Origin of the sequence: Pantoea sp. SJZ147 (assembly GCF_007828605.1) — a bacterium.
In the GTDB taxonomy this organism is placed as follows: domain Bacteria; phylum Pseudomonadota; class Gammaproteobacteria; order Enterobacterales; family Enterobacteriaceae; genus Pantoea; species Pantoea allii.
Genome location: NZ_VIVB01000003.1, coordinates 229,161 through 253,260, shown reverse-complemented (window position 1 = coordinate 253,260; position 24,100 = coordinate 229,161). Strand labels below are relative to the sequence as shown.

Below are 24,100 nucleotides of genomic sequence, written 5' to 3'. Positions count from 1 at the left end.
AAGGGCAATTATCATGTTTGAAGCTGCACGCCTCGGCGATGATATCGGTCACTCTCATGCGCTGGCAGGCATGATTGCGGGTACCCTCGTCGGTGGATTGATCGCTGCGGCAGGCGGTATTGCGGCGGGTGCATTGATGGTCGCCGGCATAGGCGCATCCTGTCTCGGTGTTGGCGTATTGTTGGTTGGGCTCAGCATCGGCGTGGGTTATCTCACCGGAGAACTGGCTACCGCCGCCCGGGATGGGATAGCGGATGCCGGCGCGGCCAGCATGACCAAAAAAGGCACGATTACTACCGGCTCACCCAACGTGTTTGTTAACAGTAAACCTGCCGCCATGGCCACCAACAGCATAGTGGCCTGCTCGGACGATGGTCCGCAGCAGATGGCGGAAGGTTCCTCCCGGGTTTATATCAACGGCCTGCCTGCAGCACGTATCGACGATCGCACCACCTGCGATGCAAAAGTGATGACGGGCTCTGACAACGTCTACATCGGCGGCGAACCTGAGCAAACGCTCCCCATCAAGCCTGAAGTGCCTGAATGGGCCTATAAAGCATCGGACCTCACCCTGCTGTTTGCCGGCCTGGCCGGTGGCGTGGGCGGCGCGGCTGGCAAGGTCGGGGCGCTGGGTAAATTACTGAGCAAGATTCCCGGCATCAATAAAATCGCCCGAGTGGCCTGCCGTGCTGGTGCCTTGATGACCGGTGTGGCGGCCGCAGGTATTGTTGCCCGCCCGGTGGATATCGTCAGCGGCCAGAAATTTCTCAGCGGCGACGATGAGCTGGATTTTGTGCTCCCTTCCCGGCTGCCCGTTAGCTGGCAGCGTTACTGGCGCAGCGGTAATCCCGGCGACAGCATATTGGGCCGTGGCTGGAACCTGTTCTGGGAAACCCGGCTGGAGCGCTATCAGGACGGGCTGGTCTGGCGCGCGCCCTCCGGCGATTACGTCTCTTTCCCTCGGGTACCAAAGGGACAGCGGACTTACTGCGAAGCGGAAAAACGCTGGCTGGAACATCACCGTGACGACAGCTGGTCGCTGTATGACATCAGCGGCGAGCGCTGGCATTTTATGCCATTGCCCGACGACGGCCCCTCTCTTCCCCTTTGCCTCACCGACCCTTGCGGCAACCAGATAACCTTTGACTGGAACCCCGATCATACGTTGAACGCGCTGACAGACAGCGCCAGTCAGCGCGTGGTATGCCGCTATGCCGATAACAGGCTTAGCGGAGCCTGGCTGGATGACGAAATTTGTCTGGTCAGTTACGCTTATGACGATATGGGCCAGCTCGTTACGGTAACGGGCCGGGGCGGTAGCGTGCGTCGACGCTTCCAGTGGCGCGACGGCCTGATGGTCGCTCATGAGGATACAAACGGCCTGCTGAGTGAGTATCGCTGGCAGACAATTGATGGTTTGCCCCGTGTGGTGGCCTTCCGTCACAGCGGCGGCGAGCAGCTGGATTTTGAGTACGATTTTGATAATGGCACCCGTCGCGCGCGACGTGATGACGGCGTTGAGGCGCACTGGTTGATCGACGATGACGATAACGTCGCCCGCTTTACCGATTTCGATGGTCGCCAGACAATGCTGGTTTATCGCGCGGGCGAGCTGTGCGATGTCATTCTGCCCGGCGGGGCTATGCGCTGCAGCAACTGGGACCGCTATGGTCGCATGACGCAGGAGATCGACCCGGTTGGACGACGAACCACCCGGCACTGGTTCCGCATGACCGACCGTATCCTCCGTACCGATTATCCCGATCTTACTGCTACCCAGGCGGCTTACGATCTTAACGTTCGCCTGCTCAGTGAAACTGATGCGCTCAATAACATCACCACCTATCACTATCCTGATGACACAGAAGTGCTGCCAGACAGCATCATCGATGCAACGGGCGGCGTGGTAAAGCTGGAATGGAACCGGCAAGGGCTGCTGACACGGCGTACCGACTGCTCCGGCAGCGTAACGACGTTCAGCTATGACCGATTTGGTCAGCTTATCCGCAGCGTAGATGCTGAAGGCCATGTTACAGCGCGCGAATGGAATGACAGTGGGCAACTGTGCGCCATCATTCATCCGGACGGCAGCCGTGAAACCCTGCACTGGAATCACCAGGGGCAGCTCAGCGCGTGGCGCGATCCGCTGGAAGCCGAGGTGCGCTGGACCTATAACGCGCTGGGTTTACCGGTGAGCCTGACAGACCGGATTGGTCGCACTCGTCGCTGGCATTATGATGCTCGCGGCAATGTGCTCCGTCTGGAAAACGGCAACGGCGGTGAATACCGATTTACCTGCGATCCGCTCGGTCGTCCATTGAGTGAAATCCGACCCGATAAAACCTCGCGTAATCTGGAATGGAACGTGCAGGGTTTTCTCAGCGGTTTACAGGAAAACGGCAAGCCCGCTCTCGATGGTGGCGCAGCCCGTCGCTGGCAGCACTTTCGCTACGACGACAGCGGCCTGATGACCGGACGCACGACGCAGCATGCCGAATACCACTATCGCCGCCACCGGAGCGGACAACTCGCCGGCCTGGTTCGTACCCCGACTGCAGAGGGGATCGCGCTCGGTATCGAAGAGGATGAAATCGCCTTCACCTATGACGCAGCAGGCCAGTTATTATCCGAGTCCGGTATAAACGGAAAACTGGATTACGAATGGGATGCCCTCGGCAACCTCACCCATCTGACCCTGCCGGGGGAACAGCAGCTTGCCTGGCTGCACTATGGCTCTGGCCATGTCAGCGCCATCCGCTTTAATCAGCAACTGGTCAGTGAATTTACCCGCGACCGTCTGCACCGGGAAATCCGCCGCAGTCAGGGCGCAAGGGAGCAGGCGCGCCAGTACGACAGCCTTGGCAGGCGCACGATGCAGCGCAGTGAATTGCATAGCCAGGTGGTGCTGCCGGAAAAAGCCATTCTGGAACGCGCTTTCCGCTATTCGGCACGCAGTGAACTGGAGTCTGTCAGTGATACGCTGCGCGGCGACATTATCTATGGTTACGATGATGAAGGCCGCCTGCTGAAGCACTATGAAGCCAGACAGGGCCACAGCACGTCGCATTTTGCTTACGATAACGCGGACAACCTGGCGGCAAACGACGATGCACTGCACGCGTTGCCGGTTACCGACAACCGGCTGCATCACTGGCAGAATCTGTTTATGAAATATGACGGCTGGGGCAACCTGGTCAGTCGCCGTAGCGGCCTGCATGAGCAGCATTTTACCTATGATGCCGAAAACCGGCTCATCACCGCCAAAGGCAATGGTCCGGACGGCGAATTTACCGCACACTATCATTACGATGCGCTGGGCAGACGCACCCGCAAAGTGGTCAGAAGCCGGCACGATCGCAAAGAAACCCGTTTCCTCTGGCAGGGCTATCGTCTGTTACAGGAGCAGCAGGATAACGGCCAGTGCCAGACCTATGTGTACGATCCTAACGAGGCCTGGAGCCCGCTGGCGCGCATCGACCATATGGCAGACGGCGGTCGGGGCGATGTATTGTGGTTCAATACCGATCTCAATGGGGCACCGCTGGAGGTAACCGATGAACGCGGCGACATCCGCTGGAGCGGCCAGTACGGCAGTTTTGGTGAAGTGCGCCGGCAGACAGAGGGCTTTACCCGGCTGGCGAAACAGTCTGCCCTGCCCCATCAGCCGCTGCGCTATGCGGGCCAGTATGCGGACAGCGAAACCGGTCTACACTACAATCTGTTTCGCTATTACGACCCGCAGGTGGGACGGTTCACGGTTCAGGACCCGATAGGGCTGGAAGGCGGCTGGAACCTGTATCAGTATGCACCGAACCCGCTGAGCTGGGTGGATCCGCTGGGGTTGAGCCAATGTTCAAGCGCGTCAGGACAGTTACCTGAATTAAGAGGAAAATCAGTTAATAAAATAGAGAAGACTCTTTCGCATAATGGTTTTAGCCAAACTAAAGTGAGCAATAGTGCAGCAAGAAATCAAGTATGGAAGCATTCAGATGGTTCTGAGGTACGCATTCATCCATATGGTAATCAATCGATGAATATGAGAAATGGTAATTTGACACCAAAATCTGGTTTGAATGGCCATATTCATAAAGAAAATCCTGCAGGTGATCAACTTGATGATCTTGGAAATATTTCCACCAATCCTGATTTAACACACATCGGAATTCGGAACCCAGCAGATTACCCTAATATAAGAAACAGGCCGCATGGGAGTGGAAGGTAAATGAGTTATGAATTTAAATTAGCAAGTTCCATAAGCAGCAAGGAACTATTTGAACATATAAATTTCGTACTGGAATCATCAATCGATCTCGATAAAACTTTCACAAACGATAATTCTGTAGCTTATAAATATAAAAACTCAGAATCAGGCTGGGATGCAGACGTTGAGTTATGCTATGAAAAAACTAATGTTTTTTTAAATGTACATGCGGGCAATGCAAAAAAAATAATCAATTCAATCAGAGTTCACCTGGAAGAAAATAACACTTCACTCACGATAGAAGAAGAGTAACATATTCGGGAGGATAATCCCCTCCCGAATATTCACAAGGAATCATAAAAAACATCAACCGGTATCAAAAGACGCTATTCATGAGGTATTTACTTTAATTAAAAATGCGCAAGGAAGTATAATTCCTATCAATTAAAGCTTACAACCCACCGTAATTAAGTGTTTGCGTAAGCATGAAGGCATTCGCAGATTCACGATACGCCGCTGCATACGTTGCTCGTTAATGACAGGCTATTTTATCACTAACAAAACTTTTTATGAAGTCTGATCGCGGCAAGACACCTTGAACCTGTATGCACCGAATCCGCTGAGTTGAGTGAATCCGTTAAGGTTTAGTGGTGAATGGGTTAATACTAAGGATATCAATTTTTCGCAGAGGACAATTTCGGCAAATAATTATGCTGAAATTATGAAAAAAGGTCAGTGGGACTGGAACAGGTCTCCGTTAAATGTAATAGATGTTGAAGTACAATTGGTCACTTATGACAACAGACGACTAGATGCAGCTTTCGAAGCAGAATTAGATAAAGTAAAGGTCAATAAAGTCAACCCTTCAGCCCCTCACCCTGAATCATCGACTGGGAAAACATGGTGGCAGAAATTTCAGCAGCGATTTAAAGATCGTCGGAATATTAAATCAGGTGGTATTTTTCCTGATAAAGGATTAAATACTCGCCCCAAGAAATGTGGATAAAATAATGAAAAACATTATATCAAAATTATGGAAAAACGAGTTATTACCAATAAAGGATGCTGTGTTTTTTTTCGATGACAGAGCGACGTCCTGTAAAATTTCATCCTACCCCACACCAAAAATTGAGGTGGGTGAAGATTTTGATTTCATAGATTATCATCGTAACAATGAAGAAGAAGTCACTTCCATTGATATAATCAAAGAAGTTAACTTACACAATGAATGTTACTGCTGCGTAGGCGAAGGAAGTTACGGTTCCGAGGGTTTCGTTGCTTATCTTGATGAAGCGAAAAATCCAATCTGGATTCTGTATTCTGAAAGTTCCAACCCTTTTTTTAGCGTATCCGAGCATCAAGAAAGCATAGTACTTGTCGAGTCGACGGCTGGTCTGAAAATAAAAATAGACATTAACAACCCCATAAATCTAAAATTAATTGAGTAATTGCTTAATCAGGTGCGCATGTTTATTACAATCAAAACTCCGGACATATACATGAAAGTAAAGCTGGGATCAAAAATATGCGAGAAAAAAAGATGCCCCTGACATTACAAGAGAAATTAAAGGAAGCAAAAAAAAAGGGTCAGTTAAAGAAATTGATCGAACTTATAACTTCAGAAACTGGATGCAGGCAAGATAGCATCGAAGTTAGTAGTATCTCTTATCAAGAGGTAGTAGATCATGTTTACGATCTCTTAGTGCTAGAAAAAGATGTATTTGACATTAACACGCAAAAAGAATGCTTTCTAAAATTCATCAATTCAATCCCAAGCATTGAATATCTTATCACATACTTCATTACTGAAAATAATGTATTTTCTTTAAAAATAAAATGTAGAATTATCAAAGATAACCCAGACTTTTTTTTGAGTGGCGTTGACACTATGGAAAATAGTAGAGATAGAATTTTTATCAAAGAGGATTTTAGTAGAGGCTTTGTTGTGCTTAGTAGCGAATATGGCATTGAAAAAGCCAAATGGTAGTTATTGAAATTATTATCATTAAGATGAAATTTAAATATTTATCTCAAATGAATATCAAAGATTTTTTAGAAGTTATATAAAGATTCTTTACCACACTCAGGAGCAATTAATTTATTTTATGGAAAAATATTACAGAAACCCGATTACTCTGGCAGGGCTATCGTCTGTTACAGGAACAGCAGAATAGCGGCCAGTGCCAGACCTATGTGTACAATCCTAACGAGGCCTGGAGCCATCTGGCGCGCATCGATCATATGGCAGACGGCGACCGGGGCGATGTGTTGTGGTTCAATACCGATCTCAACGGGGCATCGCTGGAGGTAACCGATGAACGCGGCGACATCCGCTGGAGCGGCAGTACGGCAGCTTTGGTGAAGTGCGCCGGCAGACAGAGGATTTTACACGGCTGCGAAACAGTCTGCCCTGCCCCATCAGCCGCTGCGCTATGCGGGCCAGTATGCGGACAGCGAAACCGGTGTACACTATAATCTGTTCCGCTATTACGACCCGCAGGTGGGACGGTTCACGGTTCAGGACCCGATAGGGCTGGAAGGCGGCTGGAACCTGTATCAGTATGCGCCGAACCCGCTGAGCTGGGTGGATCCGCTGGGGTTGAGTGTTGATAAAATCAATATATAAAGATGCTCCATATCATAGCCCCTCAGATAACACCGTAAAAAATAGAGCACCCATCAACGGCCAGTCAGCTTTGGACAATTCTGTTCAGGTAACCAACGTCTCTAAGACGCGTCAGGACTGATGTCAAAGATAATAAGTTTTTTATAATAGATTAAACGCAGTTTTATCTGATTTAGGCGATGAGCATCTGGCCAAATAGATGAGTGGGATGCTTTAGATAACAAACAATAATCCACGTTTAAATCCGGTAAAACGACGAGAATAGCCATTTAATGAATGTCACAGCAGTATTTTCTATGTCTTTATTAACAGTATGTACTTTTTTACCCGCCAGCCCTATGATTTGGCTGTGTCACCTGGACACGGTGGAGGTCGATATGAGAAATTTCGGTTTCGTCGTTCTTGGTCTGGTGGGTTTCTCTGCATTCAGCGTTGCGTTTTGCACACTTTGTTTAACCACAGCCGGTGTGTTGCATTAATCGCGTCTGAATTCCTCGACATGGCCCTTTGTGGCCATTTTTGTTTTCACTGCATCAAACGTAAGTCCTGCTGTTTTGCTTTCTCCGCTTCATAAAAACGTCATACTGCACAGCCCGACTTTGCAGGGCACTACGCAGCGGCACTGAAGCAGTAAAAACCAATACTGTTTTTTACGCCCGAAAGCGTCTGATTATGCCCGCAACCTTTGCCGCACGAGTTCCTTCTGCTAACGTTGTTATGATAACGACACTTTCGGACAAGGTAAGCTATGAATCAGTATGACAATCTCTGGAATGCTATTGAGACGCGCGTCAAGCAGAACAACGATGCCACGACGCTGGATATGGGCAATTCCGAAAATGTTTTTGTTAATCAGATCAGGCAACGTACGGCTCAAATATTCATTCTTGAAATCATTCTGGACAAACACCGCAAACAATTTGGTACGCGCTATTTTCCTTTATCAGGAGAGGAGGCGCTTTATCACCTGATCTTTACGCGCACAAACTGGTTACCTGCTCAAATCAGAACGCTGTCACTTTCCGATGCGCTATTTGTTATTGCCGAACTTTTCCGAGATGGTAACCTTCAGGAAGGCGTCAAAAACTTCCTTGGCACCCAGGGACTGCGCAATGTTTCCCATTCAGTTGATGAATTCTCGGACAGAGACTGGGCGCCAAAGGAAAATGAAGTTCATCTTTCACTCCCCTGAATGACGATAGCGTCAGTGTGGAATATTAACAGCGCCTGCAGGATGAACGCAGGCGCGTTAAGTCCGTAATATTTCGGTTTACCTGTTCAGTCGGTAAAGCTGGTAGTTTTCTTCATTATCCGCAGGCCTCTCCCCCTGCCAGACCAATGTTCCGTCGACATACTCTTCAGGATGCTTTTTATCATGCTGCACCAGCAGCCAGTGACAACGATAAGCGCCTCTGTGCTTCCCTTCTCGTAAGGTTATCAGCCCGTCATAATATTCCAGTAAAGCTCGCTGTGGCTCGCCAAGGTGCTTGCTTGCCACACACTCGTCCTTCGGTAACCAGGTCCGCAACGGGATAAACACATCAGAATAGCGCTTAGTGTAATCCAGGTACGGCATGCCCAATGTCATGGCTAAAACCCAGCACAGCGTGATGCAGCTGGTAAAAACAGCTAAGGGACATTGCCGACAGGTGCGGTTAAGCAACACCAGCCCGCTGAGCATCAGCGTTGCCAGTAATGCCACGATAAGCATCACCGGAGAGAGCTGCGGCGTGAAGCCTGGTGCGCCGTGCAAGACCCATTTGTTCCACAACGGTGCAGGCCAGCCAGTCATCAGGATGATCCCTGCCCCCCACATAACCGCAGGGAGCAGGCAGAATAGTCCAAGTGCCCAGGGGCGCAACTTTTCTGTCCAGGTGCTTTTCTCTTGGCAGGCTCCAACGGCCAGTATTGCCAGCGGCAGAAGCAGCGGCATGGCGTAAAGCTCACGCGCATCGGAAGCGACTGACAACGTAACGAAACCGGCAGAAAAAAACGTTACCAGCACCTTCGCAGGGGCACTAATGCCGGTTTTCCATGTGCGCCAGAGCCACCATGAAGCCATCGGCAATGCAGGAAAGGCGTACCAGGGAAGCAGTTTGAAGTAAAAAAAGTGTTTCGCTTTGGGGCCAAGTTTAGCGGTGCCATCGAAACGGCCAACGTTATTCACCAGCAGCCAGGTTGAAAACAGTTTTTCTGAACGCATCCAGAGCGCATATAACCACGGTGCAACCAGCGGGCAAAAGACCAGCACCGCGATGGCACAAAATATGGCATAGCGTCTGCTACGACATTCTGCATTCAGCAAAGGTAGCGCCAGTGCTGTCAGCCCAAGAATGCCGGGGCCGAGAAGCCCTTTAGACAGGAACATGATGGCTGCGCCAACGCCCAGTATCGTTCCCCCCAACATGTGGCGGCGAATTCCCAAAACGAAACCGTAAATGCCAATAGCACCGCCTGCCAGCAAAGCAGTGTCCGTAATCATCTGATGAGCCCGGATAGGAAAACCGACACAGGCAAACAGAATAAGCACCGCCCAGCGGCCCGCTCCCCTGCCAAAGAGCTCCCGGGACGTCAGCGCGATGGCGTAACAGGTGATTAAGATAAACAGGCCCGTTGTCAGACGTGCTGCATCCGGTTCGCCCAGTAGTGGACTAAACAGCCGGAGGAAGAACGAGGCCACAATGAAATAGAGCGGCGGCTTTTCCATAAAGGGTTCGCCCGCCAGCGTAGGTACTACCCAGTCACCGGTTTGGGCAATATGACGGATTAGCCCAAAGGTATAAGCCTCATCCGGCTTCCACGGCTCATGACCCACAAGCCCCGGTAGTAGCCAGCAGGTGAAGACAACCATGCACAACAGGAGTGAGATTTGCTGAGATGCAGGTAAAAAAGGCCGGATCGGGTATATGTAAGTCGCACTTTTACTGGTAAATGTTTGAGGTAAAAAGCTTTCCGGGCCTGCAGCCCGCGTAACAGGAAAGCCCCTCTGGCAATGTCTTATATTCACGCTTTACTAGCCTGCCCTACCTGTTTTTACGTTAATGGACTGATGTAAACTTCACCCTGTCCATGCTGATTCAGTCATAATGTTCGTGCGTAAGCTGTCCAGATGAGACCTTCAACCCGTTTCGTCTCAGACATATGCCTCATTGTTCATGCAATGTTTCTCTCAATTTCACTTAAAATTGGGTTAACTCATTACAAAAAGGGAGGCGTATGCGCTTACTGGTAATGAATAAGGTAAAGAAAGCGGAATAAACGAGGAATAAACATACTGTGCTTTAAGCTGAGATTTCAGACAAAAGCCATTAGGGGCTGTTTGTTTAAAGAATATTTAATGTTCAGTGAAAATAACGCATAAATAATGTTTCTGCCAAACGGTTTCGTTCATAAAAACATCATAAGCCAGAGGGACCTTTCGCACTGGCTCAGCCTCAATAAGGCCGTTATCAGAAACAACATTCACTTTTTACGCGCTTGCAAAAGCATTAATAAAGCTAAATAAACCATCCTTTTCCAGGGTTAGCACTTATCAATTTGATGTATAATAACCCGATAAAAAATCATCAACCAAAAGGACTTAACTTTATGAATGCAAAACAGTATGGCGTCCCATTGCTCGTATCATCTCTTATTCTGGGCGGTGCCATTTTCTGTGCAGCGATGGTTAACAAAGGACTCATCCTTCAAGAAAAACACGTCATTAAGACTACGTCAGGGAGTGTGAACCTCGGTGAAATTTATAGTGAAAAACGTGGGATGGATATTACCTTAGCGGCTGCATCGGATAACGCACCAAAAGAAATAAACCTGACTAATTTAGATCCAAACAATTTCTCAGGCGATATTCATAATGCGTTAACCAAAATAGCAAATCGGGCTAACGAGCAACAAGGTTTATCCGGTGATAAAGCAATAAAAGTGGATAAACTATCCTCTAACTTACCTTTTAAGCTGCACGTAACAACTTATATTCAGTACATATCTGAACACATACCTAATTACAAACTGGTTATTGAGGAAAAAGATTTCATTATCGAGAAAGAAGTATTTGAACATCGTATTAATACTGAAGCAGAGAAGATGGTAAAAGAAAGCGCTCCAGTATTTTCTGCAAACAGTTTTATCAAAGATTAAAGTTTATCTTTTCCCGGTTCTCAGGAAAATTATTGAATAAAAGCTGGTCTTTCCACAGACCAGCTTTTACTATTTTTTATTGTAGACAACGCGCATGAGGAAAACGCTGGTTTTATTTCTGTGCATTTAAAAAAGCAGGTTCTGGTATTTTTTCGCCTAAATAATATTACACACATCCTCAATATTTTTGTCATACAGCAATGCTGAGTTGATGCATACCATACCACTGACTTACCCCATATTGGATAAGAACGCAACAGGTGACCCTGGACCGAAATGGACCAGTTAAAGATTTATCTTCTTATTTTTAAGGAAAAAGTAGACTTTAAGGGATGTAAACAGAAGAGAAAGTGGCGCGCCCTACAGGATTCGAACCTGTGACCTACGGCTTAGAAGGCCGGTGCTCTATCCAACTGAGCTAAGGGCGCGGAGAGGTTGCGTCGAATTATACGGTTGAACGCTGTAACGTCAACGTTTTTGCCGCGGTGGCGCGGTAAGTGCCCAGGTAATAACCAATTTCCACTAATGGCGGTCGCGCCAGGCACTGAGCGACACCAGATTACTCACCTCGGTGGTTTCCCCTTCCAGCTCAACGCCCTGCTGCGTGACGCGCGCGTTATACTGCTCGCGCAGCGCGTTCAGCTCCTGGCTGTCGGGTTCGAGCTGACGCAGAAAACCCAATGCCAGTAACAGTTGCTGACGAGTGAGCGTGGCAGAAAAACCTGCGCCGGTTAACACGCTGTGCCAACGCCGGATATTTTCGTCGCTGCCATCCACAATCAGTACCTGCCAGATCAAAAGTACCGCCGCGCCATTATTTAAATGTGCTTCGTTATCGCCGGCGATGTAGTCGGTAAACTCTTTCGCCGCCTCTTTACCCATCTGCGACAGCATTGATTCAATATGGACCGGCGGCAGTTGCAGCCGCTTGCTGAGCGCCTGCGCAGCATGGCGAGAACCGGCAGTCAGCAACTGAAATCCTACAACAAACACCACAGCCAGGGTGGCAATCATTAACCAAATCATCACGTCATCCAGTAAATTCCCTGTCTGGCATCATAAGCGTTAACCCGCACTTTCGTCACGGCTAAATATCGTCAACCACCCTGCAACAAGAATCTCTACCTGACAGCCGGACGCGCTTCTGACAAAATAGGTGCCATCCCCGACTTAAACTCAACACAGTGGATTTACGCTCTGATGGCAGCAAAAATTATTGACGGTAAAACGATTGCGCAGCAGGTACGGCTTGAGGTTGCAGAAAAAGTAAAGCAGCGCCTGGCCGCCGGAAAACGTGCACCGGGTCTGGCAGTCGTTCTGGTGGGTGAGAACCCTGCATCGCAGATCTACGTCGGCAGCAAACGCCGCGCCTGTGAAGAAGTGGGCTTTATCTCCCGCTCTTACGATCTGCCCGCCACCACCCGCGAAGCCGAGTTGCTGCAGCTGATCGATAAACTCAACAACGATACAGAAATTGACGGCATTCTGGTGCAACTGCCGCTCCCGGCAGGCATTGATAACGTCAAAGTGCTGGAGCGCATCACGCCCGATAAAGATGTAGACGGCTTCCATCCCTATAATGTTGGTCGCCTGTGTCAGCGCGCCCCCAAGCTGCGTCCGTGCACGCCGCGCGGCATCGTTACGCTGCTGGAACGCTACAACATTGATGCGTACGGCCTGAATGCCGTGGTCGTCGGTGCGTCGAACATCGTGGGTCGTCCAATGAGCATGGAACTGCTGTTAGCGGGCTGCACCACAACCGTGACGCACCGCTTTACCCGCGATCTGCGCCATCACGTTGAGCATGCCGATCTGCTGATCGTGGCAGTGGGTAAGCCCAACTTTATTCCGGGCGACTGGATCAAACCGGGTGCGATCGTTATCGATGTCGGTATTAATCGTCTCGAAAACGGTAAAGTCGTCGGTGATGTGGATTTTGACGCCGCCGCTGAGCGCGCCTCTTATATCACGCCCGTCCCTGGCGGCGTGGGGCCGATGACGGTAGCAACCTTAATCGAAAATACCTTACAGGCATGTGAAGAGTTTCATGATGGAGAGCAGGCATAATGGCGACTTTTTCTTTGGGTAAGTTCCCACACGTTGATCTCTGCGATCTGCTGAAACTTGAAGGCTGGGTGGAAAGCGGTGCACAAGCCAAAGTGGTGATTGGTGAAGGTGAAGTCCTGGTCGATGGGGAAGTCGAAACCCGTAAGCGCTGCAAAATTCATCAGGGGCAAACAGTTGAGTTTGCCGGGCAGCGCATCACCGTCGTTGCCTGATCGTCAGGTGCCCCGCTCGGGGCGCCTTAAAGCTGTGCTTCTCCCACTATCCGTGTTTCCCCATTCATCTGCTCCAGCTCAATGTGATTCACCTCTGCATGCTGCGCAATCAGCGCGGCCAGCCTGGGTGAATGGCTGGTGATCCACAACTGACTAAACTGACTGGCTTCGGCAATCAGTGCCGCCAGGGCCGGTAGCAGATCCTCATGCAGGCTGTTCTCGGGTTCGTTGAGCGCCATAAAGGCTGGCGGGCGCGGGCTGAGCAGCGCGACCACAAGGCACAGGAAACGCAGCGTCCCGTCAGAGAACTCGGCGCTTTCCAGCGGACGCAAAATGCCTTGTCGCCGCATCAGCATCTGGAAACGACCGTTCTGGACATCCACCTGAAATTCGGTATCAGGGAAGGCTTTAGCTATCACCTTATAAAGCAACTCGTGATGACCCCGTTCGACAATGGTTGCCCATGCCGCCGCGAGGTTAGCGCCATCGTGCGCCAGAATGGGGGCGCGCACGCCAATTTGCGGCGCACGAATCGGCGAACCGGGCCAGACGGCAAACTCATGATAGAAGCGCCACTGGCGCAGACGTTCACGCATCTGAGAAAGTTCGGGATAACGGTGTGGCTCACCAAGTTGACCAAACAGGGACTCTTCGGGATGCAGTACCGCCGGATAGCTTACGCGCTCCCCCTCTACATTGTGTAAAAAGGCGGTCTGATTCGTGCGCTGCATAATACAGGAAGAAGGACGTCGCTGCTGGCCACTAAGCCAGATGTGTTCTTCTTTAACCAGCGGATCGAGGTTGAACAGGCTGGTCTCAAGCTTCTGAGGAAACCCCACCGCAAGCTCAAAATCCATGTCATCCATCAGGACCGAGAGGATGAGTCGGCTGGCATCCTGACGACGAGCGCTGCGATGCAGTTCCCCTGCCCACATGACTTTTTGAATACCGCCCTCTTCTGCCAGCGCTAACGCCAGGCGACCATTGGCGGCCTCGTGCAGCAGGCGCACCGCCTTATAGAGGTTGGATTTGCCACAGCCGTTCGGTCCACTTACCACGTTCAGTTGCTGAAGCGGCAGAATCAGATCACGTACCGAACGAAAACCACGAAGGTGAATCTGTTTTATCGTCATAGACAAAAAAGGGCGATGGCTCGCCCTCTCCTGTGTTGCCTGTTATTTGCGTCGCCAGCTGGAGCCCTGGGGACCATCTTCGACAATCACGCCAAGCGCGTTCAGCTTGTCGCGGGCTACATCGGCCTGCGCCCAGTCTTTAGCCGCGCGCGCATCAGCACGGGCTTTCACCCAGTGTTCGATTTCCGCCACTTCATCATCATTGCCCTGTGCGCTGCTTTGCAGAAACACTTCTGGCTCCTGTTGCAGAATACCCAGCACGTTGGCAATTTCACGGAGCTTAGCGGCCAACGCACTGGCTGCCGTCATGTCTTCGCTTTTCAGACGGTTCACTTCACGCGCCATGTCGAACAGCACGGAATAGGCTTCCGGGGTGTTAAAATCATCGTCCATCGCCTCGCGGAAACGGGCCTCGAAGGCTTCGCCGCCGTGGGCGACCACGTTACGATCGGTATGACGTAGCGCGGTATAAAGACGTTCCAGCGCCGCGCGTGCCTGGTTCAGGTTGTCTTCGCCATAATTGAGCTGGCTACGATAGTGACCAGACATCAGGAAGTAGCGCACCGTTTCGGCATCGTAATGCTGCAGCACGTCGCGCACGGTAAAGAAGTTATTCAGCGACTTCGACATCTTTTCACGGTCAATCATCACCATGCCGGAGTGCATCCAGTAATTCACATACGGGCCATCGTGGGCGCAGGTGGACTGGGCGATTTCGTTTTCGTGATGCGGGAACATCAGGTCAGAGCCGCCGCCGTGAATGTCGAAATGCGCACCAAGCTGTTTGCAGTTCATGGCGGAACACTCAATGTGCCAGCCCGGACGACCCTGGCCCCAAGGCGAAGGCCATGAGGGTTCGTCCGCTTTAGACATTTTCCACAGGACGAAATCCATGGGATTACGCTTCACATCCGCCACTTCGACGCGGGCACCGGCCTGAAGCTGGTCCAGATCCTGGCGCGACAGCGCACCGTAGTCCACGTCACTCAGCACATCGAACATCACGTCGCCGTTATCCGCAACATAGGCATGACCCCGGGCAATCAGCTTTTCCACCAGTTCGACGATTTCAGGAATATGGCGCGTGGCGCGCGGTTCTAAATCCGGCGGTAAAATGCCCAGTGCATCAAAATCGCTGTGCATTTCGGCGATCATGCGATTAGTCAGGGTTTCGATGCTCTCGCCGTTCTCGTTGGCGCGCTTGATAATTTTGTCATCGATGTCGGTAATATTGCGCACATAATTCACGTCATAACCGACGTAACGCAGATAGCGCGATACCACATCAAAAGCCACAAACGTGCGCCCGTGCCCAATGTGACAGAGGTCATACACCGTGATGCCGCAGACATACATGCCGATTTTGCCAGCATGAATAGGGGTAAATTCCTCTTTTTGTCGACTCAGGGTGTTATAAATCTTCAGCATTGGGGTTTCCGTAGTAAGCGTGCGTAACGCACCGTTTTAAGTATCCTGATATTGTGCCGTATTTTTATCTGTCACGCGATGCAAAGCAAGCCAACTGCGCAGCCTGGCTGACGTATTATCGGAAATTATGATATAAGAACGTTCGAGAAAAAGGCGTGTGCACCCTAACAGCGCACCCTATGCTACTGACGACAACCTTTACAGGACGAAAAAAATGGTAACTTTCCAGACTAACCATGGCGATATCGTGATCAAGACCTTCGATGACAAAGCGCCCGCAACCGTAAAGAACTTCCTGGATTACTGCCGTGAAGGTTTCTACGACAACACCATTTTCCACCGTGTGATTAACGGCTTTATGATTCAGGGCGGCGGTTTTGAGCCTGGCATGAAGCAGAAAGCCACCAAAGAAGAGATCCGTAACGAAGCCAGCAACGGCCTGAAAAACACCAAAGGTACGCTGGCGATGGCGCGTACCTCTGCACCGCACTCTGCGACCGCACAGTTTTTCATTAACGTGGCTGACAACGACTTCCTGAACTTCCGTGACGAAAGCCTGCAGGGCTGGGGTTACTGTGTGTTTGCAGAAGTGGTTGAAGGTATGGATGTGGTTGAGAAAATCAAAGCCGTTTCAACCGGCCGCAGCGGTATGCACCAGGACGTACCGAAAGATGACGTGATCATTCAGAAAGTGACCGTCAGCGAGTAATGCCGCGCACGCTGTTTATCGCAGATCTTCATCTGTGTCAGGAAGAACCGGCGATCACCGCCGGTTTTCTGCATTTTTTACAGCGCGAAGCTCCCCACTGCGACGCGCTCTATATTCTGGGCGATCTGTTTGAAGCCTGGATCGGCGATGACGATCCTAATCCTCTGCATCAACAGGTCGCTGAAGCCCTGCGTGCCGTGCCCGTTCCACTGTATTTTATCCACGGCAACCGCGACTTCTTGATCGGCCAACGCTTTGCCCGCGCCAGTGGCATGACGCTCTTGCCTGAAGAGCGCGTGCTGACGCTTTACGGCCATCGACTGCTGATTATGCACGGCGACACACTGTGCACCGACGATGCTGGCTACCTGCAATTCCGTGCCAAAGTGCACAATCCCTGGATTCAACGCCTGTTCCTGGCGCTGCCGCTGTTTATTCGCAAACGCATTGCAGAACGCATGCGCGCCAACAGTAAACAGGCCAATCAGCATAAGTCGCTGGAGATTATGGATGTGAATCAGCAGGCCGTCGTGGAAGCCATGTTGCGTCAGCAGGTGCCGTTGCTGATTCATGGTCATACGCACCGCCCGGCGATTCACGATCTGTCGCTAAATGGCGAACGCGCGCAGCGTGCCGTACTGGGTGCCTGGCACAGCCGCGGATCCATGATTCAACTGGATGCCAGCGGGATTCAACTGATCGATTTCGACTTCTGACAAGGCGAATCGGTTAGCTTCTCATCCTGGAAGGGATGGGGATAGTCTGCGCCAAATTGTTCGCGCCATGTGCGCTCAATTCGTGCTCTGTCCGTCTGGATGATCTCTTCCCGCGCCAGGTATGCCATGGCTTCATGCGCATGGCGCAACGCTGCAGCCTGGTACGCATCAGGCCAGGCGGCAGACAACATTCCCAGCGCCTTAAGTAACCGTAACTGCACCTCTTTTATTGCCGCGCCGTCTCGCGCTACAGGTGAGAAAAAATCATCGAATAATGCGTCTACTGACAAGGGCGCGACGTGAATGGCGGGGTAGATCACCGTTGGCACCGCACATTCGCGTGCATAGCAGGAGAGTATTCTGACGGCTCGCCCGATCACATCGATAGCGGTGCCAGGGTCATTAGTCGCAGGCGACAGCGCACGCGAGGCGATTTCAGCCATCACGCACAGGCAAAAACGGGGATCCTGCGCGAAAGTGCGAGACGCGGCTATTGTCAGGGCAGACAACATCAGTTTGCGTTGTTCCGCAGACAGGGCGTGGGTGACAAACATGGCCGGGCGGGCGGGATGAACAAAAAATCCGGGTTGCGCGACCAAGTAAATATGTACAGGGCTGTCTTTAATCGCCTTATGTAGCCTGTCCATATCAATATGCTGAACATAGCCAATAGCGTCCGAATAAACAGCAAACGTGCCCGCAGGTTGACGATCGCTTTCCCGCCAGGGCCTGGCGCCGAAACAAGAGGATTGAGCACGCGCGCTAAAAACATCAAGCGCCATGCGTTCCACACGTGAGGTCGTTTCATCTACGCTGCCAAGCGAGGTGAGATGGTGAATCCAGCGCAGAAGCGTCACCAGAATTAATGCAATAACCACCAGCGTGACCGCAAACAGGATCACTCGCCCCTGTTCACCATAAGCTCCCATATTCAGTGCGATGATGCCGACCAGACTAAACAGGAATGAGCCAATAAAGGTCGCGAGAACATTTTGTGTTGTACTGTCTTCAACGACCAGTTTCGTGGCTCGCGGCGTAACATGTGTGGTTGCTGAACCAAACGCCGTTACCATCGTACTTAAGGAAAACGTGGTGACCGCCAGCATGCTGGACGCCAGAATATTCAGGATATTGTCCACCGCGTCAGCACCGACCTTTACCGAAACCGAGGGTGGAATCGCAGATTTAAAGACAATGGAGGCCAGGGCGCTGACAACTGCAGCAAGGGCAAATAAAGTTGCCCTGAACCACAGTTTCCTGCCTGTTTGTCTGAAAATCAGTTGCCAGCGTGAAATCATCCTGTTCCTCTTTGTGTCAGTTAACGTCATTCCTTGCCAACCGGGTGCAGCGCGGCTCATCATGTCAGTCACCTTGCAACACTGTTAACTAAAGTTCAGCGTTTCTCGCGCGTCAACGTCAGAGAACAGAATGTCGATAAAACCCTAAAAGCACCACGTGTAATCCCGACGCAACCGTTTTCCTTGTGCGCTTCTCATGCTATTCTCTGTGCCCTTCAAAACCTGTCCGCCTGGTCAGGTGTGTTTTCATTCACAGGAGTTGACCGCATGTCGTCGAATGCCGCCCCGGCCCGCATCGCTGTTGTTATGGGTTCCAAAAGTGACTGGTCCACCATGCAGTTCGCTGCGGAAATCCTTTCCAGCCTGGACGTGCCCTTCCATGTGGAAGTGGTTTCAGCGCACCGTACCCCAGACAAGCTGTTTAGCTTTGCCGAAACGGCCGCAGATAACGGCTTTCAGGTCATTATTGCCGGTGCCGGTGGCGCTGCGCACCTGCCTGGCATGCTGGCGGCAAAAACGCTGCTGCCGGTGCTGGGCGTGCCGGTACAGAGCGCAGCACTGAGCGGCGTCGACAGCCTCTATTCTATTGTGCAAATGCCGCGCGGCATCCCGGTGGGTACGCTGGCGATTGGTAAAGCCGGTGCCGCTAATGCGGCATTGCTGGCCGCGCAGATTCTGGCGATTCATGACGACGCACTGGCGTCACGCCTGGCCGCCTGGCGTCAGGCGCAGACCGATGAGGTGCTGGCTAACCCGGACCCGCGGGAGGAAGCATGAAGCCGGTTTGTGTACTGGGTAATGGTCAGCTTGGCCGCATGTTACGCCAGGCGGGCGAGCCGATGGGCATTGCTGTGCATCCGGTGGGCCTGGATGCCGATCCCGCCGCCCTGCCTATAGCAGAAAGCGTGATTACCGCCGAGATCGAACGCTGGCCGGAAACGGCACTGACGCGTGAACTGGCGTCTCATTCAGCCTTTGTGAACCGGGATATTTTCCCGCGTCTGGCCGATCGCCTGACGCAAAAACAACTGCTGGACCAGCTCAATCTGGCCACCGCGCCCTGGCAACTGCTGGCAGACAAGGGCGAATGGCCCGCCGTTTTCAGTCGTCTGGGTGAGTTGGCGATTGTTAAACGTCGCACCGGTGGCTATGACGGCCGCGGTCAGTGGCGATTACGCGCCAACGAAACAGCGACCTTACCCGACGACTGCTACGGCGAGTGCATCGTCGAGCAGGGCATTAACTTCTCAGGTGAAGTGTCGCTGGTCGGCGCGCGCGGTCACGATGGCAGCACCGTATTTTATCCCCTGACACATAATCTCCATGAAGACGGCATTCTGCGCACCAGCGTCGCCTTCCCGCAGGCGGATGCGCTACAGCAGCAACAGGCTGAAGCGATGCTGGGCGCTATCCTGCACGAGCTGAACTATGTTGGCGTGATGGCAATGGAATGTTTTGTCACACCGCAGGGTTTGCTGATCAATGAACTGGCTCCCAGAGTGCACAACAGCGGACACTGGACGCAGAATGGCGCATCAATCAGCCAGTTTGAACTGCACCTGCGTGCGATTCTGAATCTGGCCTTACCCCAGCCGGTGGTGATTGCGCCCTCGGTGATGGTCAATCTGATTGGCACCGCCATCAATCCAGACTGGCTGCAGCAGCCGCTTGTGCATTTGCACTGGTACGACAAAGCGGTGCGGGAAGGACGTAAGGTAGGTCATCTCAACCTTACCGACAGCGATCACTCCCGACTGAAAGCCGCGCTGCATGCGTTGCTGCCCCTGCTGCCTGCTGAATACGCCAGCGGTCTTCACTGGGCCACTGCCTGGCTGTAAGGACGATAATCGCCGTGCGCCGCATGAGTGCGCACGGCGTTTTTATGCGGCGTCGAACTTCCTGAACAACGCGTTGCCTTTCAGCAAACGCACGCCCAGCCAGCCCCCGCACAGCGACAGTAACAACGCGCCACACAAGGGCAAAGCCAGCCACAAAGTCCAGTCGGGCTGCCACGGGAAATCAAAGATTTTACGCTGTAATCCCCATAACGCCGCTTCGGCACCCACCGCCGCTGCCACGCCAGAGACCACGCCGATCAGCGCAAACTCCCACCACAATGTCGTGCGCAACAGGCGCTTGCCGGCCCCCAGCGTGCGGTACACGACCAGTTCCTGACGGCGCTGGCGCATGCCCACCTGAATCTGAGCCATCAGCAGCAATATGCCGCAGGCGGTTACCAGCACCACCATAATTTCCAGCGCCTGACTGACCTGCGTCAGCACCTGGCCGATCTGACGCATAATGCTGCCAATATCCAGCAGGCTCAGGGCCGGGAACTCGCGGTTGAGCTGGGCCAGTAGCCTGGGGTTGTTATCCAACCGGAAGCTGGTGAGCCAGGTCAACGGCTGGCTGTCGAGCGCGCCAGGCGGAAAGATAAAGAAGAAATTAGGCCGCAGACTTTCCCAGTCGACTTTACGCAGGCTGGTGATTTTGGCACTGAGCTGTTGCGTATCCCCCTCAAAGGTTAAGCTGTCGCCCAGCTTTACACCGAGCCGTTCCGCCAGGTCGACCTCCATCGATACTTCGCCCGCTTTCGGCGGCCAGCTGCCCGCCACCAGCGGATTATGCTGTGGAATAGCCGCCAGCGAGGTCAGGTTCAGCTCGCGGTTGAGCGCATTATCCCGTTCGGGATCGGCCGCTTTGCCATTTAGTTCGCTGAGGCGCATGCGGGCAATCGGATAAAAGGTTTCCGGTTTCACCTGATGAGCCTGCAGGAAGTCACGTACCTGCGGCACCTGATCGGCCGTCATATTGAGCAGGAAAAAGTTTGGGCTGTCGGCGGGCAACTGCTGTTGCCAGCGATCCAGCAGATCGCCACGCATCACCAGCAACAGCGCCAGCAGCATAAACGACAGGGAAAACGCGGCCAACTGGCTCAGCGTCATGGCGGGCTGTCGCAGCAGGCGATTAATTGCCAACCGTAGCGCCAGACTTCGCACCGTCAGACGGCGCAGAAGCAGTAACGTGCCCCAGCCAAGCAGCGCCAGCAGGCCCGCCAGTATCACCACCCCCGCCAGCAACGCCCACAGCATTTTACTGCCGCCGACCAGCGCAGCCAGTAGCCCCACCACCACGGCCCCCATCGCCGGTAAATATATTTTCAGCGGCCAGACGGTGGCAACGGCATCACGCCGTAATACGCGTAAAGGCTGAGTCGCCAGCAACAGGCGGTAAGGACGTAATCCCACCAGCAGGGAAATCACAAACAGCGATCCGATAGCCCACACCCACGGCCACAGGCTGGCGTCAGGTAAGGATGCTGGCAGAACGGGTTTGAGCATCGCCATCAACAGGGCTTCGACCGCCAGTCCCACCGCGCCGCCCGCCACGGCTGCCAGCAGTAATACCGCCAGCCACTGACCGATAATCAGCTTTTGCAACACGCCGCGCGTGGCGCCCAGAGTTTTCAGCACCGCCACCAGATCATACCGGCTACGGCAATAATGACTCATCGCCACCGCCACAGCCGCAATCGCCAGCATCAGCGTTAACAACGCCGACAACAGTAAAAACTGCTGCGCGCGCTGCATCGAACGCCCCAAGGCATCTTCGGAATTCTCGATACTGATCCAGCGTTGGCCGGTTTTAATTTGTGGCGTTATCCAGCGATCGTAATTTTCCAGCTGCTGCGGGTTGCCAGAAAACTTATAGCGCCAGGTAATACGGCTGCCGGGCTGGATCGCCCCGGTCTTATCGGCATCGGCCAGGTTAATCAGTAAACGCGGTGCCATCTCAAACGGATTGAAACCGCCATCCGGCTCCTGAATCACCTCTCCGGCAATGCGCAGCGTCGTGTCGCCGACATCAAGTTGATCGCCCACTTTCAGATTGAGCAGCGCCATTAAGCGCGGGGCGGCCAGCGCAGTGCCGGGCTGGGGCTTTACGCCCGGCGGGCGGGTTTGCAATTCACCAAACATCGGATAGTGGTTATCCACGGCCTTTACCGACGCCAGCTGCGGCGTCTGGTCGGCAAACGTCATGGTCATAAAACTCAGCTGACGGCTGACCGATAATCCCGTTTCCTGCGCTTTCGCCAGCCAGTCGGGCGGGGCCGCCGTGCTGGTACGCAGGGTACGATCGCCCGCCATAAAGTCGCGGCTCTGCTGACTCAGCCCCTTTTCCATGCGGTCGCTGATCGATCCCAGCGCCAGCACGCAGGCCACTGCCAGCGTCAGCGCCAGCCAGACGATTAACAATGAGGGCGAACGCCACTCACGCCAGAACCAGCGCCAGATCATTGCGCCTCCCACAGTTTACCGTCACGCAGACGCAAGCGCCGGTTGCAGCGCGCCGCCAGCTGCTCGTCATGGGTAACCAGAATTAACGTCGTGGCAAAATCGCGGTTCAGGGAAAACAGCAGGTCGACAATACGATCGCCGGTTTTACGATCCAGATTCCCCGTGGGTTCATCGGCAAACAGCAGTCCTGGGCGACCGCTGAATGCCCGGGCAAGCGCGACGCGTTGCTGTTCGCCGCCGGATAACTGTGCAGGCAGATGCTGCAAACGCTCGCCAAGGCCTAACTGCGTGAGCAACTCTCGTGCCTGGTCGCGGCTCTGGCGGTCGCTCTCACCGCGCAGCAGCGCAGGCAACTGGACGTTTTCCAGCGCATTTAACGTCGGCACCAGCATAAAAGACTGGAACACAAATCCCACCTGCTGCGCTCGTAAGGCTGCCCGCTGCTCTTCATTCATTTTATGCAACGGCTGGCCTAGCAGATGCACCTCGCCGTCGCTGCCGTCATCCAGACCGGCCAGAATACCTAACAGCGTGGATTTACCCGATCCCGACTCGCCAATCAGGGCGATTGTTTCAGCTGGTTTGACAACTAACTCAACTCCGGTAAGGATGGTTAACTGATGCTCTCCCTGACCCACGGACTTAGTAAGATGATGAACTTCAAGAATGTTTTCCGCTGGCATTATCCTTTCCTGTTATTGTGCTGTCTGTTGGTGTCCCGTCTTGCTGCGGCCGATACGTTGCTGGTACTGGGTGACAGCCTGAGCGCAGGCTATCAGATGTCGGCCAGTAAGGCCTGGCCCAGCCTGCTCGATAAAACCTGGCAGCAGCAGCCCAGAGTGATTAATGCCAGTATTAGCGGCGATACCGCCGCACAAGGACTGGCGCGCTTACCTGCCCTATTAAAACAGCATCAACCGCAGTGGGTGTTAATCGAATTGGGCGGTAACGACGGCTTACGTGGCTTTCCCCCGAAGGATATTGCACAAACATTAGGTACAGTCATTGAGCAGGTCAAAGCCGCCAGGGCTAAACCGATTCTGATGCAGATCCGTTTACCGGCTAACTATGGCCGTCGCTATACGGATGCGTTCAGCGCGATTTATCCGCAACTGGCGAAACAGCATGACATTCCTTTACTGCCCTTTTTTATGGAGCAGGTTTATTTAAAACCCGAATGGATGCAGCAGGACGGTATTCATCCCAATCCTGATGCCCAACCCTTTATCGCCGGACTGATGGCGAAAGAACTGACCCCATTAGTTAAGCAGTAGT

Annotated in this window: 21 protein-coding genes, 1 tRNA gene and 1 pseudogene; 15 read left to right on the top strand and 8 right to left on the bottom strand. The window is 52.7% G+C overall.

Features of this window, described 5'->3' with window-relative positions:
• Nucleotides 1-13: 13 nt before the first annotated feature.
• The 7 genes and pseudogenes from FBY13_RS06470 to FBY13_RS06440 all read left to right on the top strand — a co-directional run bounded on the left by FBY13_RS06470 (nt 14) and on the right by FBY13_RS06440 (nt 8,019).
• A complete protein-coding gene (locus FBY13_RS06470; RefSeq protein WP_255474429.1) occupies nt 14-4,222 on the top strand; it encodes an RHS repeat-associated core domain-containing protein in 4,209 nt (1,402 codons plus the stop codon).
• Entirely contained in the window at nt 4,223-4,513 is a 291-nt protein-coding gene (locus FBY13_RS06465; RefSeq protein WP_145393768.1) for a hypothetical protein, read from the top strand. It abuts the gene before it with no gap.
• 316 nt (nt 4,514-4,829) lie between these two features.
• On the top strand, nt 4,830-5,207 hold the full coding sequence (locus FBY13_RS06460; protein WP_255474428.1) for a hypothetical protein: 378 nt from the start codon (nt 4,830-4,832) through the stop codon (nt 5,205-5,207).
• A gap of 4 nt (nt 5,208-5,211) precedes the next feature.
• Nucleotides 5,212-5,649: a hypothetical protein gene (locus tag FBY13_RS06455; protein ID WP_145393767.1), complete on the top strand. Its 438-nt coding sequence runs from the start codon at nt 5,212-5,214 to the stop codon at nt 5,647-5,649.
• 77 nt (nt 5,650-5,726) lie between these two features.
• A complete protein-coding gene (locus FBY13_RS06450; protein WP_254353943.1) occupies nt 5,727-6,188 on the top strand; it encodes a hypothetical protein in 462 nt (153 codons plus the stop codon).
• Nucleotides 6,189-6,322: 134 nt separating this feature from the next.
• Nucleotides 6,323-6,806 (top strand): annotated as a pseudogene (locus tag FBY13_RS06445) (RHS repeat-associated core domain-containing protein); the annotation flags it as partial.
• Between the two features lie 769 nt (nt 6,807-7,575).
• The gene (locus FBY13_RS06440; protein ID WP_063878706.1) at nt 7,576-8,019 is read left to right on the top strand and encodes a hypothetical protein; all 444 of its coding nucleotides are present in this window, start codon (nt 7,576-7,578) and stop codon (nt 8,017-8,019) included.
• A 78-nt stretch (nt 8,020-8,097) separates the two neighbouring features.
• Here the strand turns inward: FBY13_RS06440 and FBY13_RS06435 are convergent, their stop codons facing one another.
• The gene (locus FBY13_RS06435; RefSeq protein ID WP_255474427.1) at nt 8,098-9,678 is read right to left on the bottom strand and encodes a glycosyltransferase family 39 protein; all 1,581 of its coding nucleotides are present in this window, start codon (nt 9,676-9,678) and stop codon (nt 8,098-8,100) included.
• Between the two features lie 737 nt (nt 9,679-10,415).
• Between FBY13_RS06435 and FBY13_RS06430 the strand changes: the two genes are divergently transcribed.
• Nucleotides 10,416-10,964 (top strand): hypothetical protein, encoded by a 549-nt coding sequence (locus FBY13_RS06430; RefSeq protein ID WP_063878704.1) that lies wholly within the window; start codon nt 10,416-10,418, stop codon nt 10,962-10,964.
• A 351-nt stretch (nt 10,965-11,315) separates the two neighbouring features.
• Here the strand turns inward: FBY13_RS06430 and FBY13_RS06425 are convergent.
• Both FBY13_RS06425 and FBY13_RS06420 read right to left on the bottom strand, forming a co-directional pair.
• A tRNA-Arg gene (locus tag FBY13_RS06425) sits at nt 11,316-11,392 on the bottom strand.
• A gap of 94 nt (nt 11,393-11,486) precedes the next feature.
• On the bottom strand, nt 11,487-11,990 hold the full coding sequence (locus FBY13_RS06420) for a DUF1198 family protein (RefSeq protein WP_145393764.1): 504 nt from the start codon (nt 11,988-11,990) through the stop codon (nt 11,487-11,489).
• Between the two features lie 174 nt (nt 11,991-12,164).
• Between FBY13_RS06420 and folD the strand changes: the two genes are divergently transcribed.
• A complete protein-coding gene (gene folD, locus FBY13_RS06415) occupies nt 12,165-13,031 on the top strand; it encodes a bifunctional methylenetetrahydrofolate dehydrogenase/methenyltetrahydrofolate cyclohydrolase FolD (RefSeq protein WP_109717128.1) in 867 nt (288 codons plus the stop codon).
• Nucleotides 13,031-13,243 carry a ribosome-associated protein YbcJ gene (gene ybcJ, locus FBY13_RS06410; protein WP_063878701.1) on the top strand — a complete coding sequence of 71 codons (213 nt, stop codon included), beginning with the start codon at nt 13,031-13,033 and terminating at the stop codon, nt 13,241-13,243. Before folD ends, ybcJ begins: the two co-directional genes overlap by 1 nt.
• 26 nt (nt 13,244-13,269) lie before the next feature.
• On the opposite strand, the gene FBY13_RS06405 is transcribed toward ybcJ, so the two are convergent.
• Together FBY13_RS06405 and cysS are read right to left on the bottom strand one after the other, a co-directional pair.
• Entirely contained in the window at nt 13,270-14,376 is a 1,107-nt protein-coding gene (locus tag FBY13_RS06405) for an AAA family ATPase (RefSeq protein WP_145393817.1), read from the bottom strand.
• Nucleotides 14,377-14,418: 42 nt separating this feature from the next.
• Nucleotides 14,419-15,804: a cysteine--tRNA ligase gene (gene cysS / locus FBY13_RS06400; RefSeq protein WP_145393763.1), complete on the bottom strand. Its 1,386-nt coding sequence runs from the start codon at nt 15,802-15,804 to the stop codon at nt 14,419-14,421.
• Nucleotides 15,805-16,018: 214 nt separating this feature from the next.
• On the opposite strand from cysS, the gene ppiB reads away from it, so the two are divergent.
• Entirely contained in the window at nt 16,019-16,513 is a 495-nt protein-coding gene (gene ppiB, locus FBY13_RS06395) for a peptidylprolyl isomerase B (RefSeq protein ID WP_063878698.1), read from the top strand.
• A complete protein-coding gene (gene lpxH / locus FBY13_RS06390; RefSeq protein ID WP_096011972.1) occupies nt 16,513-17,229 on the top strand; it encodes a UDP-2,3-diacylglucosamine diphosphatase in 717 nt (238 codons plus the stop codon). Before ppiB ends, lpxH begins: the two co-directional genes overlap by 1 nt.
• Here the strand turns inward: lpxH and FBY13_RS06385 are convergent.
• Nucleotides 17,205-18,527 (bottom strand): DUF2254 domain-containing protein, encoded by a 1,323-nt coding sequence (locus FBY13_RS06385; protein ID WP_145393762.1) that lies wholly within the window; start codon nt 18,525-18,527, stop codon nt 17,205-17,207. The two genes, lpxH and FBY13_RS06385, sit on opposite strands and share 25 nt — an antisense overlap.
• Nucleotides 18,528-18,794: 267 nt before the next feature.
• Between FBY13_RS06385 and purE the strand changes: the two genes are divergently transcribed.
• Complete coding sequence (gene purE, locus FBY13_RS06380; protein WP_145393761.1) at nt 18,795-19,304, top strand: 5-(carboxyamino)imidazole ribonucleotide mutase; 510 nt, start codon at nt 18,795-18,797, stop codon at nt 19,302-19,304.
• Nucleotides 19,301-20,365, top strand: a complete 1,065-nt coding sequence (purK, locus tag FBY13_RS06375) for a 5-(carboxyamino)imidazole ribonucleotide synthase (RefSeq protein WP_145393760.1) — start codon at nt 19,301-19,303, stop codon at nt 20,363-20,365. The genes purE and purK overlap by 4 nt, the downstream gene beginning before the upstream one ends.
• A 42-nt stretch (nt 20,366-20,407) precedes the next feature.
• Here purK and ybbP read toward each other — a convergent pair whose 3' ends face one another.
• Together ybbP and ybbA are read right to left on the bottom strand one after the other, a co-directional pair.
• On the bottom strand, nt 20,408-22,825 hold the full coding sequence (gene ybbP, locus FBY13_RS06370; protein WP_145393759.1) for a putative ABC transporter permease subunit YbbP: 2,418 nt from the start codon (nt 22,823-22,825) through the stop codon (nt 20,408-20,410).
• Nucleotides 22,822-23,508, bottom strand: a complete 687-nt coding sequence (gene ybbA / locus FBY13_RS06365; protein ID WP_063878692.1) for a putative ABC transporter ATP-binding protein YbbA — start codon at nt 23,506-23,508, stop codon at nt 22,822-22,824. Before ybbA ends, ybbP begins: the two co-directional genes overlap by 4 nt.
• Between ybbA and tesA the strand changes: the two genes are divergently transcribed.
• Nucleotides 23,476-24,099: a multifunctional acyl-CoA thioesterase I/protease I/lysophospholipase L1 gene (tesA, locus tag FBY13_RS06360; RefSeq protein ID WP_172823889.1), complete on the top strand. Its 624-nt coding sequence runs from the start codon at nt 23,476-23,478 to the stop codon at nt 24,097-24,099. The two genes, ybbA and tesA, sit on opposite strands and share 33 nt — an antisense overlap.
• The last annotated feature ends 1 nt before the right edge of the window (nt 24,100 follow it).